This window comes from Tenacibaculum halocynthiae, from assembly GCF_964512825.1.
Classification (GTDB): domain Bacteria; phylum Bacteroidota; class Bacteroidia; order Flavobacteriales; family Flavobacteriaceae; genus Polaribacter; species Polaribacter halocynthiae.
Window position 1 is genome coordinate 50,210 of sequence record NZ_CAZELG010000011.1, and the last position, 15,689, is coordinate 65,898.

The 15,689-nt window shown below is 29.2% G+C and carries 13 protein-coding genes; 7 read left to right on the forward strand and 6 right to left on the reverse strand.

Going from position 1 to position 15,689, the window contains the following annotated elements; translation table 11 throughout:
• Positions 1-162 precede the first annotated feature (162 nt).
• Complete coding sequence (locus tag ACKTTQ_RS02800; protein WP_408048337.1) at positions 163-1,662, reverse strand: hypothetical protein; 1,500 nt, start codon at positions 1,660-1,662, stop codon at positions 163-165.
• A 63-nt stretch (positions 1,663-1,725) separates the two neighbouring features.
• Entirely contained in the window at positions 1,726-2,769 is a 1,044-nt protein-coding gene (locus tag ACKTTQ_RS02805) for a glutaminyl-peptide cyclotransferase (RefSeq protein WP_408048338.1), read from the reverse strand.
• 189 nt (positions 2,770-2,958) lie between these two features.
• On the opposite strand from ACKTTQ_RS02805, the gene ACKTTQ_RS02810 reads away from it, so the two are divergent.
• The 3 genes from ACKTTQ_RS02810 to ACKTTQ_RS02820 all read left to right on the forward strand — a co-directional run bounded on the left by ACKTTQ_RS02810 (position 2,959) and on the right by ACKTTQ_RS02820 (position 5,949).
• On the forward strand, positions 2,959-3,210 hold the full coding sequence (locus ACKTTQ_RS02810; protein WP_093870624.1) for a type B 50S ribosomal protein L31: 252 nt from the start codon (positions 2,959-2,961) through the stop codon (positions 3,208-3,210).
• Between the two features lie 95 nt (positions 3,211-3,305).
• Positions 3,306-4,817: an FMN-binding glutamate synthase family protein gene (locus ACKTTQ_RS02815; RefSeq protein WP_408048339.1), complete on the forward strand. Its 1,512-nt coding sequence runs from the start codon at positions 3,306-3,308 to the stop codon at positions 4,815-4,817.
• 40 nt (positions 4,818-4,857) lie between these two features.
• Positions 4,858-5,949, forward strand: a complete 1,092-nt coding sequence (locus tag ACKTTQ_RS02820) for a class I SAM-dependent methyltransferase (protein WP_408048340.1) — start codon at positions 4,858-4,860, stop codon at positions 5,947-5,949.
• A gap of 90 nt (positions 5,950-6,039) precedes the next feature.
• Here ACKTTQ_RS02820 and ACKTTQ_RS02825 read toward each other — a convergent pair whose 3' ends face one another.
• Together ACKTTQ_RS02825 and gcvP are read right to left on the reverse strand one after the other, a co-directional pair.
• Positions 6,040-6,684 carry an outer membrane beta-barrel protein gene (locus ACKTTQ_RS02825; protein ID WP_408048341.1) on the reverse strand — a complete coding sequence of 215 codons (645 nt, stop codon included), beginning with the start codon at positions 6,682-6,684 and terminating at the stop codon, positions 6,040-6,042.
• 309 nt (positions 6,685-6,993) lie between these two features.
• Positions 6,994-9,849 carry an aminomethyl-transferring glycine dehydrogenase gene (gcvP, locus tag ACKTTQ_RS02830; protein ID WP_408048342.1) on the reverse strand — a complete coding sequence of 952 codons (2,856 nt, stop codon included), beginning with the start codon at positions 9,847-9,849 and terminating at the stop codon, positions 6,994-6,996.
• Positions 9,850-9,976: 127 nt separating this feature from the next.
• Between gcvP and ACKTTQ_RS02835 the strand changes: the two genes are divergently transcribed.
• Entirely contained in the window at positions 9,977-10,789 is an 813-nt protein-coding gene (locus tag ACKTTQ_RS02835) for a UbiA prenyltransferase family protein (RefSeq protein WP_093870629.1), read from the forward strand.
• Positions 10,790-10,923: 134 nt separating this feature from the next.
• A complete protein-coding gene (gene serA, locus ACKTTQ_RS02840; protein ID WP_408048343.1) occupies positions 10,924-12,825 on the forward strand; it encodes a phosphoglycerate dehydrogenase in 1,902 nt (633 codons plus the stop codon).
• Positions 12,826-12,877: 52 nt separating this feature from the next.
• On the opposite strand, the gene ACKTTQ_RS02845 is transcribed toward serA, so the two are convergent.
• Positions 12,878-13,045 (reverse strand): hypothetical protein, encoded by a 168-nt coding sequence (locus ACKTTQ_RS02845; protein WP_176974391.1) that lies wholly within the window; start codon positions 13,043-13,045, stop codon positions 12,878-12,880.
• Positions 13,046-13,053: 8 nt separating this feature from the next.
• The gene (locus ACKTTQ_RS02850; protein WP_113785783.1) at positions 13,054-13,833 is read right to left on the reverse strand and encodes an IclR family transcriptional regulator; all 780 of its coding nucleotides are present in this window, start codon (positions 13,831-13,833) and stop codon (positions 13,054-13,056) included.
• Between the two features lie 156 nt (positions 13,834-13,989).
• Between ACKTTQ_RS02850 and kynU the strand changes: the two genes are divergently transcribed.
• Together kynU and ACKTTQ_RS02860 are read left to right on the forward strand one after the other, a co-directional pair.
• On the forward strand, positions 13,990-15,249 hold the full coding sequence (gene kynU, locus ACKTTQ_RS02855) for a kynureninase (RefSeq protein ID WP_093870631.1): 1,260 nt from the start codon (positions 13,990-13,992) through the stop codon (positions 15,247-15,249).
• Positions 15,246-15,680 carry an SRPBCC domain-containing protein gene (locus ACKTTQ_RS02860; RefSeq protein ID WP_093870632.1) on the forward strand — a complete coding sequence of 145 codons (435 nt, stop codon included), beginning with the start codon at positions 15,246-15,248 and terminating at the stop codon, positions 15,678-15,680. The genes kynU and ACKTTQ_RS02860 overlap by 4 nt, the downstream gene beginning before the upstream one ends.
• The last annotated feature ends 9 nt before the right edge of the window (positions 15,681-15,689 follow it).

The following is a 15,689-nucleotide window of genomic DNA, read 5'->3' on the forward strand; positions in this document are numbered from 1 at the left end:
AAAAACTATCTAGTAGAAGCCTTTATTTTATTGAAGATTTTATAAAATATTGAAAGAATTAACCTAGTTTTTTTAATAATTATTAATTAGTGAAAAGGTAGATGTGTGTTTCTTATGGTGTTAATTAGTAGTTAGTTAAGTGGAGTGTGTTTGTGATTAAGTTTAAAAAATAATGTGTTGATATGCACCTAAATCTATATTTGTTGCTCTGCTAACCCCAAGAATATCAGAAGTAGCTGTAGTGGAGATTCCTTTGTTAATAGCTTCACTTTTATCTCCAATAATAAAAGTATTAGAGAAAACATCTTTAAAATTTGAAGATTTATTTAAATAAATATTTTGATAATGTATAGTGTTGTCAAATTTTAACTCATGATTATTTGTAAAGCTATTATTAATGTCATTAAATTTAATCATACAGTTCTTTATGTTATAATTAAATAAACTTTTATCACTTTTATCTAAAATAAATTCAATATTGTTATTGCCATCAATAATACAGTTAGTGAAATTAGCTGCAAATAAATCTCTTGTTAAAGTGTTTTCTTGACCATTACTATTCGTGAAAATTATAAAATTATTAACTAAAACAGCAGGTAACTGACGTAAACTGTTGTTCCAGAAATTAGAGAGGGTAGCATGAGTAAAATTATAAGTGCCACCAAATGTGCAAGCCAAAGAGGATTGCCCTGTATTTCCAATAACTAAATTTTCACCTAATATATTGGTGTTTCTACCTAAAATTCCATAACTAGAATTGTTGTAAATCTCTGTGTTTTTAATTGTTAAAGTAGGAGTGCTATTATGTCCTATACTGTCTACTAAAACACCAACAATTCCGTTTTTTATTAAAGTATTGTTTAATACATTTTCTTTACTTCCAGCTCGCATCCATATTGTACCCCATTGCCCTGGTACATCTTTAAAACTATGTTCTAATCTATCTCCTTGAAAGACTATTTTTTTGTTTAAAGTTCCATTTGCTTTTAAACTTGCTTTTGTGTCTATAATTAATCCAGAATTTCTATGGAAGTGAAGTTTAGCACCAGGATTTATAGTTAAAGTTTTATCATTAGGAACAGCTGCATATCCATAAATTACATAGGGTTTATCATCAGTAAAAATTAGTTCATTGTCTTTAAGAAAGCGTCCTTGTATTTTGGAATCATTACCATCTATAGTAAGTGTTTCAATTCCCATATTGTTTTTAGCAGGGAAAATAAAATGAGCATCTTGAACCAAAGTAACTAAATCTACATCTTGTTGATTATTACCATTATCAAATAAAATTTTATCAGTGTAAAGAGGGTTTGTTACAGTATTGAAATCAATAGTAGTTTCAACGAAAACATACATACTGTCATTTGCTAAAATTTCAACATTTTTAAAATCCTTTCCTGGTGTTCCATCTACATTTAAACGATAGTTAGATGTTGTTCCGTTCTCTAGCTTTATTTCAGGGATGGTGATAGCTTTATTACTTTTATTATAAACTTTTAAATTATAGGTAGCTGAACCTATATTGCTAAAAATAGTATCTAAAAAAACTGTGTCTTTTGAGAATTCTAGGCTTCCAAAACTTGGAATAGTTTCAAAATCTTTTCTACAAGAACTATTAATAATTAATAAAAAAACAAATAAAAAGCAATAAACATATCTCATAATTTAAGTATCATAAGTTTAACAAAGTGATAAAAATAACAATATAACCTTAGATTATTGAAATTATTGTTTTACCAATTCAATTTCAAATAATTTACCCCAATGCTTACCTGTAACATATAAGTGATTATTTTCTGAATTGTAAGCTATTCCATTTAAAACATCATCTTCATCTACTAATTTTTGTGTCTTTTCCATTTCTTTTACTAAATTTTTTAAATCCACAATTCCTTCTACAATTCCATTTTTAGGATTGATAATAGCAATTAATGGTTTTTGCCAATAATTAGCGTAAATTTTACCATTAATTAATTCAAGTTCATTTAATTTTTCTAAAGAAAGTTTATTGGTATAGGCTTGTATATTTCTTTTTTCTTGTTGGTTATTAGGGTTTAAAAACCAAATTTTATTTGTACCATCAGATTTTATTAGTTCATTTTTACTATGAGTTAATCCCCATCCTTCATTACTATTATTGTAATTAAATTCTCCTAATTTCTTAAAACTTTCTAAATCATAAATAAAACCTTTACGAGCTTGCCAAGTTAGCCAGTAAATTTTGTTGTTAAAGATGGTCATTCCTTCTCCAAAGTATTTTTTATCTAAGTCAATTTTTTGTATAACTTTTCCTGTTTCCAGTTCTACTTTTCTTAAAGAAGATTTCCCTCTTTTTCCAGTTGTTTCATATAAAAAACCATCATGAAACTCTAAACCTTGCGTATATGCATTTTTGTCATGAGGAAAAGTGTTCACAATTTTATATTTATAAAGGTCAGGTTTTTTGTTAGCTAAAACCTCAATAGAATTATTTAGTTTTTTTGATTTTTTTGGATAAAAAACAACTGCGGTTACAGCATGTTTACCGACTCCAAAATCATTCGTATTTATAGCAATACTTGTTTCTTTATTATTAATACGTTTACTGTTTACATATAAGTGAACAGAATCAATAGCATCTCCCTTTAATTGTTCAAGTTTAACAGCAGCCTTATCTCCTAATTTAACTTTTTTGCTTGTGTTTAATTTGAATTTGTAACTGGTTTCACTACAGGATGTTAATGCGATGATAGGTAGTGCTAGTATTGTTAAGTATTTATAGATGCGCATATTTTGTTGTTTGATTTTCAATTTATGTATTAATACTACAAATTAAAACATTTTTTTGTTTGGAAATTAAAAAAAAGAATTAAATTTGCAACTTCAAATAGCCATTGCAGGTTTTTGATTTTACTGAAAGCGTTTATAATCTTACCAATTATAAATAATTTCACTATAAAGTTTAAAGTTTTTTAAAAGATGAAAAAAGGTATACACCCAGAAAATTATAGAATGGTAGCATTTAAAGATATGTCTAACGGAGATGTGTTTTTAACTCGTTCAACAGCTAATACTAAAGAAACATTAGAAGTTGAAGGTAAAGAATATCCATTATTAAAATTAGAAATTTCTAGAACTTCTCATCCGTTCTATACAGGTAAATCTAAATTAGTAGATACTGCAGGACGTATTGATAAATTCAAAAATAAATATTCAAAATTCAAAAAGTAATTTTGTTTATTCACAATATAAAAAAAGCTCTGATAAATATCAGAGCTTTTTTTATGATGAAAATCTTGTATTTTAGCGAGTAAAATTCAAAAAAAATGAGAGACACTATTTTGTCAGTTGTTATTGTTGCAAATGTTTTATGTGGCGTATTGGTTTATTTTATACCTGATATGGGGAATTATATTTTGCTAACCATTGCATCGGCATTCACCTTGTTAGCGATATATGATGCTTTTTTACAAAAAAAGCATTCATTGATGAGGGCGTTTCCAATAGTAGCTAGGTTGCGTTGGGTTTTTGAAGAAGAGCGAGAAAAAATTCAGCAATATTTCATTGAAGATGATTTAAACGGTACTCCAATTAATAGAGAAAAAAGGAGTATTGTGTATCAACGCTCAAAAAAAGAAATTGAAACTGTTCCTTTTGGTACACAGCATAATGTATATGAAAAGGGATACGAGTTTGTAAAACATTCTCTATTTCCAAAAGATCATCATATAGTAAAAGGGGACAGAGTGCTAATAGGTTCAGATAAGTGTATTCAAAAGTATGATACTTCTATTATAAATATTTCAGCAATGTCTTTTGGGTCTTTGAGTAAAAACGCTATTATGGCGCTAAACCAAGGAGCAAAAATGGGGAATTTTGCACATAATACAGGTGAAGGTGGTATTTCACCCTATCATTTAGAAGGTGGTGATTTAATTTTTCAAGTTGGAACTGGTTATTTTGGTGCTGGAAAAACAGTTAAAGGTAAGCGTGTTTTTGATGAGGAAATTTTTAGAAAAAATGCTGTAAGACCGGAAGTTAAGATGATTGAAATTAAATTTTCACAAGGAGCAAAACCAGGACATGGAGGTATTTTACCAGCTAAGAAAAATACAAAAGAAATTTCTAAAATTCGTTCTGTTGAGCCATATACTAGGGTTGACTCTCCACCCAATCATGATGCCTTTTCTAATTTTGAAGAAATGATAGCTTTTATTCAAAGGGTTAGAGATTTAAGTGATGGAAAACCTGTTGGAGTTAAGTTTTGTGTAGGCGATAATGATGAGATTGAAGAAATGATTAAAACTTTTGCAGAGGTTAAGAACTATCCAGATTTTATTTCAGTTGATGGAGGAGAAGGAGGAACAGGTTCAGCACCTCTTGAGTTTTCTAACTATGTTGGTACTCCTTTGCTAGATGGATTGGTTTTTGTGAATAAAACATTAAAAAAGTATAAATTAAAAGAACAAATTAAAATTATAGCAAGTGGTAAGGCAATTGATGCTTTTGATGTGGTTAAATATTTAGCATTGGGAGCAGATGTAATAGGTATGGCTAGAAGTTTTATGTTAAGTTTAGGGTGTATTCAGGCGCGTGAATGTAATTTAGATACTTGTCCCGTTGGAGTGGCAACACAAGATGAAGATTTAGTAGAAGCCCTGGTTGTTAAGTACAAAAACGTTAGGGTTAAAAATTATCATAGTAAAACAATTGATGCAGTTAAGGAGGTAGTTGCAGCCATGGGTAAAGATAAAATTAGCGATGTTACTTCAAAACATGTATTTAGAAGAGATAAAGCTGGAGCTATTATTTCTTTAAATGAAATTTATGAAAATTAAATTTTCATAAAAATTTATAAATCAAAACAAACAAGATTTTTTGGAATCAACTCTTACTATAAACAATCAGAAATATCAATTAGAACGTTATCCAAAAACAAAAGATAATACTTTAAAGGCATGGAGTAATGCTGAGTTGTTGGTGTTGAATAATGTTATAAGTAAAGACGTAAAAAATATTCATTTATTTAATGATCGTTTTGGTTTTTGGAATTGTACATTAAATGATAAAAAAGTAACTACTATTTGGAATTACGCAAGTCAGCAAAAGGCAATTAATCATAATAAAAACCTTAATGAATTAAATTCGAATATTATTTATAAAACTTCTTTAGATAATTTAGAAAAAGTAGAGTTGGCATTGATTAAGATACCTAAATCATTAGAGTTATTTGAATTGTTTTTACAACAAGTCCATAAAGCTTCAATTTCTTCTACGGAAGTTGTATGTGGATTTATGACTAAGTATTTTTCACCTTCTTTTTTAAAAATAGCTTCAAATTATTTCGAAATTTCGGAACAATCAAAAGCATGGAAAAAAGCTAGATTGTTAGTGTTAAAACAACCAAAAGAGGATATTGAATATAAAGAATGTAGTAATAAAATAGGTTACAAAGGAAAAGAATTTAATCAATATTACGGAGTGTTTTCATCTGGGCAAATTGATATTGGGACACAGTTTTTTTTGAAACATATAAAAGTGTTACCAAGTGAATTGAAAGTTTTAGATTTAGCTAGTGGTAATGGTGTAATTGCTCATGAGTTAATAGGTAAATATCCAGATATAGAAGCTACTTTAATTGATGATTTTAATTTGGCAATAGCTTCGTCTAAACTTAATTTAAAAAATAAAAAAGCTACTTTTATTTGTGATAATAATTTAAATAATTTAGAAGAAGGGTATTTTGATTTGGTGGTTTCTAATCCACCTTTTCATTTTGAACATGAAAATAATATAGAAGTAGCTTTAGAGTTATTTAAGGGAGTAAAGAGGGTTTTAAATGGAGACGGTCGTTTTCTTTTAGTTGCGAATAAACATTTGAATTATAAAACTCATTTAACTATTCTATTTAATAATGTTACTGTAATGGCTGAAAATGCAAAATTTATAATTTATGAATGTGTTAATTAGAGGTAAATATGATAAAGAGTAGTTAGAATTTATTAAAATATAAAAAAGCCACATGTTTTATGTGGCCTTTTTGTTGATTTTTAAAAATAATTACCAATAATATGACATTCCAAAAATTAATTGAGAAGAGTTTAAGTTAAGGTCAAATCTATTTTGATTTTCTTTAAATGAAGTACCATTTTTAATAGTAGTATTTGTGTATCCTAAAGATCCAAAGTAGGCTTGAATAGCTATTTTATTTGTTAAAAAATAGCTTACTCCTGGTCTAATTCCTATGAAAAATGTATTAATATCACTGGTTGGTATATTACTTGAGTTTTGAAAAATAGTTTTTGTTTTTCCAGTTTGATAATTCACTTCACCCTGTAAGAAAAAAGATAAATTTGAAACAATAAAATAATGTTTTTTGATGTAAGAGTTGAAACTAAAAGTATTTGTGTTTTGTGTAGTTAGATTTTGATTATTGTCTGTATTATCATTGTTTCTATAATTATACCCTATTCCAAAGCCAAGACTAAGGTTATCACCAATAAAATAATTTAGTTTTGGTGTGATATTAAATGAAAAAGTTGAGTTTTCATTTTTAATTTGGTCATAGCTTCGATTAAAGCTGTAAACAGAAAGATCAGTTGTGAAATTCCATGTTCCTTTTTCGATTTTAGTGACTCCCTTATTTTCTTGAGCATTTAAAATTCCGCTTGCGATAAAAATTGCAGCAATTATTATTTTTTTCATAAAGTTATTTATTTAAATCTAATGTAAAAAAACATTATTTCTATTATAGGTGAGTTGATTAATTTCCGAATGGACTAATTTAATTTCCAGATACAAAATATGTTAATAATTATTGTACTAGTGGGTGTTTTTTTATTAAGGATAATTAGAGATAATTAATACTGGTAAGTAGCTAGTGTTTTTGTGAAATTAATATGGAAAATAAAATTGAGTTAATTAGAAAGCGTAGAAAGGGGGTAGAGAGTTAAATAAATAAAAAACCACCTAAAGTTTCTTTTAGGTGGTTTTGTGAATATAAAGTATTTGCTTTTAAGCTTCAACTTCCATGTAGTCTTCAATAGGGTTGCATGAACAAATTAAATTTCTATCTCCATAAGCATCATCAACTCTTCTAACAGACGGCCAAAATTTATTTTCAGCTATATATTCTAGAGGAAAGGCTGCTTCTTTTCGAGAATAAGGTAAGTCCCATTCATCAGCAGTTAACATCTCTTGAGTATGAGGAGCATTCTTTAAAACATTGTTGTTGTTATCTTTTACAGCTTCATTAATTTCTTTTCTGATGGATATTAATGCATCACAAAAACGATCTAGTTCAGTTATGCTTTCACTTTCTGTAGGTTCTACCATTATAGTTCCAGCTACAGGGAAAGATACAGTTGGTGCATGGAAGCCATAATCCATTAATCGCTTAGCTATATCTACTACTTCAATACCGTTTTGTTTAAAAGCTCTACAGTCTAAGATCATTTCATGAGCCGCGCGCCCCATTTCACCTGTATATAAGGTGTCAAAATGACCTTGCAATCTTTCCTTTATGTAGTTTGCGTTTAATATTGCATTTTTAGTAGAGTTTGTTAATCCATCTGCACCTAACATTGTAATATACCCGTAAGAAATTAAACAAGCTAAAGCAGAACCCCAAGGAGCTGCTGAAATTGCTGTGATGGCATTATCACCACCTGTACTAATAATTGGGTTTGTTGGTAAAAAAGGAACTAATTGAGGAGCAACGCAAATTGGGCCAACTCCAGGTCCACCACCACCATGAGGTATAGCGAAAGTTTTATGTAAATTTAAATGACAAACATCAGCTCCAATTGTAGCAGGGTTAGTTAAACCTACTTGAGCATTCATGTTAGCACCATCCATGTAAACTTGTCCTCCATTATCATGAATAATTTGTGTAACCTCTTTAATGGCTTTTTCATAAACTCCATGAGTAGATGGGTAGGTAACCATTAATGCCGCTAAATTATCTTTGTGTAATTCGGCTTTGACACGTAAGTCTTCAACATCAATGTTTCCTCTTTCATCAGTTTTAGTAACAACTACTTTCATACCAGCCATGATAGCAGAAGCAGGATTGGTACCATGTGCAGAAGCGGGTATTAAACAGATGTTTCTGTGATCATCACCGTTTGATTTATGGTATGCTCTAATAACCATTAATCCAGCAAACTCTCCTTGTGCGCCTGAGTTAGGTTGTAAAGAAGTACCTGCAAAACCAGTAATAACATTTAATTGTTGCTCTAAATTGATAAGCATTTCTTGATACCCTTGAGCTTGATTTAAAGGAGCAAAAGGGTGAATATTACCCCATTGAGGGTTGCTTAAAGGTAACATTTCAGAAGCTGCATTTAACTTCATAGTACAAGAACCCAAAGAAATCATAGAGTGATTTAAAGCTAAATCTTTGCGTTCTAATTTTTTAATATAACGCATCATATCTGTTTCAGATTGATACGTATTAAATACTTCGTTTTCTAAGAAAGTAGTATTTCTTTGAATGTTTGTTGGTATTACATCAACAGAAGTAAATTCAGTTATAGTAATATCTTGTATATTGAAAGTTTGTTCGAAACAATCAATAATTGTGTTTATTTCTTTTAAACCAACAGTTTCGTTTACAGAAATTGAAACATGATTTTCATCAATGTAGTTAAAGTTTATTCCATTTGATTCAGCTACAGAACGTAACTTACTAGTTTCTACTTCAACTAAAATAGTATCAAAATAAGAACTATTTTTTTGTTTGAAACCTAATCTTTCTAACCCGCTAGCTAATGTTGTAGCAGCAGTGTGAACTTGATTAGCAATGAAATTTAAGCCGTCTTTACCGTGGTATACGGCATACATACCAGCCATAACAGCTAATAATACCTGAGCAGTACAAATATTTGAAGTAGCTTTTTCTCGTTTGATATGTTGTTCACGAGTTTGTAAAGCCATACGTAAAGCACGGTCTTCATTTCTATCTTTAGTAACACCTATAATACGACCAGGTATACTACGTTTGTAAGCTTCTTTAGTAGCAAAATAACCAGCATGAGGACCTCCATATCCTAATGGAATACCAAATCTTTGTGTAGTACCAACAACTACGTCAGCTCCAAATTCAGCAGGTGCTTTTAATAAAACTAAAGATAAAATATCAGCAGCTACAGCTACTTTTATGTTGTTTTCATTTGCTTTAGCAACGAAATCAGTATAGTCATATACTTGTCCATGTTTTCCAGGGTATTGAACAATGGCCCCAAAAAACTCATCTGAAAAATCAAAGTTTTCATGGTTGTCAATAACTAGTTCAATTCCAATAGGAATAGCTCGAGTTTGTAATACCGATAACGTTTGCGGTAAAATATCTTCAGAAACGAAAAATTTGTTAGCACCAGCTTTTTTCTTAGCTCTTTCACGAACATCAAATAATAAAGCCATTGCTTCAGCAGCGGCAGTACCTTCATCTAATAAAGAAGCATTAGCTAATTCCATTCCAGTTAAATCACAAACCATTGTTTGATAATTTAATAAAGCTTCTAAACGTCCTTGAGCTATTTCAGCCTGGTAAGGAGTATAAGCAGTATACCATCCTGGGTTTTCTAAAATGTTACGTTGAATAACACTAGGTACAATACCTTCGTGGTAACCTAAACCTATATAACTTTTAAAAACTTTATTTTTGGCAGCTAGTTCATTTATATGCCCTAAATATTCATATTCACTCATTGCGGGAGCTAAATTTAACTCTTCTTGTAATCGAATATCGTCAGGGATAGTTTCATTAATAATTTGATCTAAAGAATCTACACCGATGGTCTTTAGCATGTTTTCTTGATCCTTAACACGAGGACCAATGTGTCTTAATTGAAATGAATTCGTGTTCATTTGTGCTGTTTGTTTTAAGTGCCTCAAAAATAATTAAAATAGATGATTTAATAAGCATGTTTTTATCGTAAACTATTAATTTATTACCTATATATATAATAATAAACATATGTGTTATTTTTGTTTAATGGATTACTTAAAAAAAGTTGTAAATTTTTATATAAATTCAAGTATTCATGTAGGGTTTTCTGTGTATGCTTTTATGAGGTTAACAGAATTGTATTTTGGATTACCTTATAATGAACCGTTAGATTTTTTTGTGTTTTATGGAACAATAACAGGTTATAACTTTGTAAAATATGCAGGTGTAGCAAAATTACATCATAAAAGCTTGACTAATAATCTGAAATATATTCAAGTTTTTTCTTTAGTGTGTTTTCTCTTAGCGTGTTATTATTTAGCTCACTTAAAAGTAAAAACACTAATACTAACTCTACCATTTGGTTTATTGACTTTATTTTATGCTGTGCCTTTTATAGGGAAGCTTCAAAAAAATTTACGAAATATTAGTTATTTGAAAATTATAGTAGTTGCATTAGTTTGGGCTGGAGTAACTGTGTTGTTGCCAATATATGATGCGGGCAATCAGTTAGATGTTAAAACTTTTTATATGTTATTTCAACGTTTTTTATTTGTAATAGTATTAATTCTGCCTTTTGATATAAGAGATATAAAATTTGATGCTATTTCTCTTCAAACGATACCAAGAAAAATAGGAATTGAAAATACTAAAAAAGCTGGCTTTTTTATTTTAATGATATGTTTGTTTCTAGAGTTTTTAATAGCAGAGGAGAATGTTTTTAGAAAGGTGTTTTTTATTGTTTTTCTACTTTTTTCTACAATGTTAATGAGAGCGAAAGAAGAACAGTCAAAGTATTATAGTTCTTTTTGGGTAGAAGCTATTCCTTTGTTGTGGTGGGGAATGCTTTTGATTTTTTAAAAAATAAGGGGTAAAAGTTTCTTTTTTTAAGCAAATTAACTTAAAAATGAAAATGTTATCATTTTGTGATACTTTTTTAACACATCCTTTGTAATTTGCGCTGACACAACACAACATACTAAAATATTTAAAAAATGAACACAATAAGTACTTTAAAAAGAAATTATATTTTTGATTTTGATAGTACGTTAACTAAAGTAGAAGCACTAGATGTTTTAGCTGAAATTACTCTAGTTAATAATCCTAAAAAAGAAGAGATTATTAATGGTATAGTTAATATAACAAACTTAGGGATTGATGGCGAAATTTCTTTTCCTGAATCTTTGGAAAGACGAATTCAGTTATTGGATGCTAAAAAATCAGATTTGACAGTTTTAATAGAGGAGTTAAAACAAAAAGTATCTTTGTCAATTGAAAGGAATAAAGAGTTTTTTGAAAATTTTTCTGATGATATTTATGTTATTTCCGCTGGTTTTAAAGAGTTTATTGACCCTATAGTTGCCGCATATAATATTCCATCTGAAAGAGTGTATGCAAATACTTTTGAGTTTGATGAAAATGATGTTATAGTTGGTTTTGATAAGGATAATGTGTTATCAACTCATAATGGGAAGATCCAATGCTTGAAAAATTTAGAGCTTGAAGGAGAAATTCAAGTGATAGGTGATGGATATAGTGATTATGTAACTAGAGAAGCAGGAGTAGCAGATAAATTTTTTGCTTATACTGAAAATGTATCAAGAGATAAGACAGTTGCTAATGCTGATTATATTACTCCAAATTTAGATGAATTTTTATACGTAAACGATTTGCCAAGAAATATTTCATACCCAAAGAATAGAATTAAAATTTTATTATTAGAAAATGTACATGCTGATGCTTTTACAAAACTTTCTGCTGATGGTTTTTCTGTAGAAACTGTGTCAAGAAGTTTATCAGAAGAAGAGTTGATAGAGAAAATAAAAGATGTACATGTATTAGGTATTCGTTCTAAAACTCAAGTTACTGAAAAAGTGATTAAGGCTGCTGAAAAATTAATGGTCGTATCAGCTTTTTGTATTGGTACTAAACAAATAAATTTAGAAGCTTGTAAAGAAAATGGAATTGTAGTTTTTAATGCGCCATATAGTAATACACGTTCGGTAGTTGAGTTGGCTATTGGAGAAATTATCATGTTAATGCGTAGTGTTTTTCAACGAAGTACAGAATTACATAACGGAGAATGGAATAAAACAGCACAGGGCTCTAGAGAGGTTAGAGGTAAAAAGTTAGGGATTGTTGGTTATGGTAATATTGGTAAACAGCTTTCTATATTGGCAGAAGCTTTAGGTATGGATGTGTATTATTATGATGTTGAAGATAAATTAGCATTGGGTAATGCAACGAAAATTAACACTTTAAAAGAGTTGTTAAATATCTCAGATGTAATTACGTTGCATATTGATGATAACGCTGCAAATAAAAATTTTATTGGAGCAAAAGAGATAGCTGAAATGAAAGATGGTGCACACTTAGTTAACTTGTCAAGAGGTTTTGTAGTGGATATTGAAGCTTTAGTTGAAGGGTTAAAGTCAGGGAAATTATCTGGCGCAGCTGTAGATGTGTATCCTGAAGAGCCAAGGAAAAATGGTGATTTTTATACTGAATTGAAAGGGTTGAATAATGTTATATTAACACCACATGTAGGAGGGAGTACTGAAGAAGCTCAAAAAGATATAGCGGATTTTGTACCAAATAAAATCATGAGTTATATTAATTCTGGAAATACGGTAGATGCTGTAAACTTCCCTAATATTAGATTGCCAAAGCATAAAAACGCACATCGTTTTTTGCATATTCATAAAAATGTACCTGGTGTTATGGCAGAAGTTAATAAGGTGCTTGCAAAATATGAATTGAATATTACAGGTCAATACCTTTCTACTGATGAGAAAGTTGGATACGTTATTACTGATGTTGATAAAGAGTATAACCAAGAAGTGATAGGTAAGCTTAAAAAAGTAAATGGTACAATTAAATTTAGAGTATTGTACTAGTAATTAAGTTTAAAATTTATTAAAATGCCTTGAAGTTAATTCGAGGCATTTTTTATGGTAAAAAAATAAGTTTAAGCAATAAGTAATTTTCAGTTTGACCATTAGAAAGAATAGTTTCTTTTTTATTGAATTCAATTTTTTTTAATTTAGAAGAGAAATATGTCCAGTCAGCGTCTGAAATGTTAGATAATTCATTTAAAGAGTTTCTTATTTGATTCATAATGTATTTTATAAAGTGTCAAAACTACTTAACTCTGTTTCAATAATATTTGCGCCTTTTTGTAATGTTGTAATATAGTTAGTGATGTTTTCAACTTTAAATCTACTTAAAGGCCCAGAAGCACTAATGCTAGCGATTACTTTTTTATTTTTGTTTTTTATTGGAATAGCAATACACACTAGACCAGATTCTAACTCTTCCATGTCTAAGGCATATTCTTGTTTTTGTATTTTTTCTAACTCTTTTTTTAATAAAGAAATAGAAGAGATAGTGTTTTTATTATAAGAAGTTAATTCAATATTTTCTAAAATATTTTCTTTGATAGAGGTAGAAGAGAATGCTAATAATAATTTTCCTGAAGCTGTAGCATGAATTGGTTCAAATGATCCAATTGATGTGTTGATCTTTAAACCATGTAAGCTATCTGCTTTGTCTATATGAAATACCTTATTGTCTTTAAGTATACTAAATAAAACTGTTTCTTGTATTTCAAGAGCTACTTTTTTTATAGACTTATTGGTGAGTTTAGTGATTGCTTTATATATGGAAACTCGATTGCCTAATTCAAAAATTTTACTACCTAAACTGTATTTTTCGTCACTGTTTTGATGAACAATATTTAATGAAGTTAATGTGTGCAATAAACGATAAGTTGTGCTTTTGTTGTAACCAGTTTTTATAGCTAGTTCTCTAACCCCCCACGAAGATTTTTCTTCAGTAAAAGCATCTAAAAGTTTAAAAGCTTTTATGATAGATTGATTTAATTTATTGTCGTTAACTTCTTTCATCTAATAAAAAATAATTGTATTACTTATTTGCTAAAGTAATAAAAAAGATATAAATTTATAAAACACCGTTTTAAATAGTGAAACACTTATTGTTTTTTATGTTATATAAATTGAGCATTTAAAAGCTCTTTTTACTAGGTGATTTAAAAAGAAAGTATGTATAAAGCAACATTAGAATACGCGTTAGGGTTAGATAAAGAAGATAAATTATCATATTTACGTGAAGAGTTTCATATACCAAAAGATGAAGATGGGAATGATTGGTTATATTTTACAGGAAACTCTTTAGGATTGCAACCTAAACAAACACAAAAATATATTCAACAAGAATTAAATGACTGGGCTAATTATGGAGTTGAAGGTCATTTTGAAGGTAAAACACCATGGTTACCTTATCATGAGTTTTTAACGGAAACTATGGCAAAAATAGTTGGCGCAAAACCATTAGAAGTTGTTGTAATGAATACATTAACAACAAATTTACACTTGTTAATGGTTTCTTTTTATCAGCCTAAAAAAACAAAATATAAAATAGTTATTGAAAGTGATGCATTTCCATCTGATAGATATGCAGTTCAGTCGCAATTAAAATTTCATGGTTTTGATGTTGAAGAAGGATTAATTGAATGGAAGCCAAGAGAGGGAGAAGAGCTTTTAAACATAGAAGATTTAGAAAGTATTGTTTCTGAGCAAGGTGATGAAATTGCTTTATTGTTAATAGGAGGAGTAAACTATTATACAGGTCAATATTTAGATTTAAAAAGAATAGCAGAAATAGGTCATGCTAAAAACTGTTTTGTAGGTATCGATTTAGCGCATGGAGCAGGTAACATATCTCCAGAGTTACATGATTCAGGAGTGGATTTTGCTGCTTGGTGTACATATAAATATTTAAATTCAGGACCAGGAAGTTTAGGAGGCTTGTTTGTACACGAGAAACATGCAGAAAATAAAGAGTTACCGCGCTTTTCAGGTTGGTGGAATCATAATAAAGAAACACGTTTTAATATGCGTCAACCTTTTGACGTAATGGCTGGAGCAGAAGGCTGGCAATTGTCAAATCCTCCTATATTATCAATGGCAGCAATTAAGGCTTCTTTAGATATGTTTAATGAAGTAGGGATGGAAGCATTACGTGAAAAATCTGAAAAACTAACAGGTTATTTTGAGTTTTTAATAAATGAAATAAATTCTGATGACATTAAGATAATTACTCCTTCAAACCCAAAAGAAAGAGGTTGTCAGTTATCTATTCAAGTAAAGAATGCAGATAAAAGTTTACATAAAAAGTTAACAGAGAATAATATTATTACTGATTGGAGAGAGCCAGATGTTATTCGTTGTGCACCCGTACCAATGTATAATAGTTTTGAAGATGTTTATAAAATGGTTTCAATTTTAAAAGGACTATTATGAGTTTAGAAGTTCATATTAAAGATGTAGTTAAAAGAGATGTAAATACTGTTTTTAATGCAGTAGTAAATAAAAATATAATTTCAAAATACTTTGTTTCTAATGCAAGTGCTGATTTAATTGAAGGAACGAAAGTAAAATGGGAGTGGAAAGATTTTTGTGCCGAATGTTTGGTTACCGTATTATCAATTAATGAAAATAGTAAGATTATTTTTAGTTGGAAAGGAAATAAAGTTACCACTGAAGTTGAAATGGAATTTAATAGCCAAAGTGATAATGTAACTGAAGTAAGTATTAAAGAAAGAAGTTATGATAATAATGAAGAAGGGATTAAAAAAGTAATGCAACAAACTCAAGGATGGACAGATTTTATTTGTTCATTAAAAGCGTATTTGTATACAGGGATAAATTTAAGAAACGGAGAAATGAACTAATTTAGTTTT

Coding starts and splice junctions, on each gene's coding strand:
- ACKTTQ_RS02860 (WP_093870632.1), top strand. CDS start 15,246: ATGAGTTTAGAAGTTCATATTAAAGATGTAGTTAAAAGAGATGTAAAT.
- ACKTTQ_RS02805 (WP_408048338.1), bottom strand. CDS start 2,769: ATGCGCATCTATAAATACTTAACAATACTAGCACTACCTATCATCGCA.
- gcvP (WP_408048342.1), bottom strand. CDS start 9,849: ATGAACACGAATTCATTTCAATTAAGACACATTGGTCCTCGTGTTAAG.
- kynU (WP_093870631.1), top strand. CDS start 13,990: ATGTATAAAGCAACATTAGAATACGCGTTAGGGTTAGATAAAGAAGAT.
- serA (WP_408048343.1), top strand. CDS start 10,924: ATGAACACAATAAGTACTTTAAAAAGAAATTATATTTTTGATTTTGAT.
- ACKTTQ_RS02810 (WP_093870624.1), top strand. CDS start 2,959: ATGAAAAAAGGTATACACCCAGAAAATTATAGAATGGTAGCATTTAAA.
- ACKTTQ_RS02845 (WP_176974391.1), bottom strand. CDS start 13,045: ATGAATCAAATAAGAAACTCTTTAAATGAATTATCTAACATTTCAGAC.
- ACKTTQ_RS02800 (WP_408048337.1), bottom strand. CDS start 1,662: ATGAGATATGTTTATTGCTTTTTATTTGTTTTTTTATTAATTATTAAT.
- ACKTTQ_RS02850 (WP_113785783.1), bottom strand. CDS start 13,833: ATGAAAGAAGTTAACGACAATAAATTAAATCAATCTATCATAAAAGCT.
- ACKTTQ_RS02825 (WP_408048341.1), bottom strand. CDS start 6,684: ATGAAAAAAATAATAATTGCTGCAATTTTTATCGCAAGCGGAATTTTA.
- ACKTTQ_RS02815 (WP_408048339.1), top strand. CDS start 3,306: ATGAGAGACACTATTTTGTCAGTTGTTATTGTTGCAAATGTTTTATGT.
- ACKTTQ_RS02835 (WP_093870629.1), top strand. CDS start 9,977: ATGGATTACTTAAAAAAAGTTGTAAATTTTTATATAAATTCAAGTATT.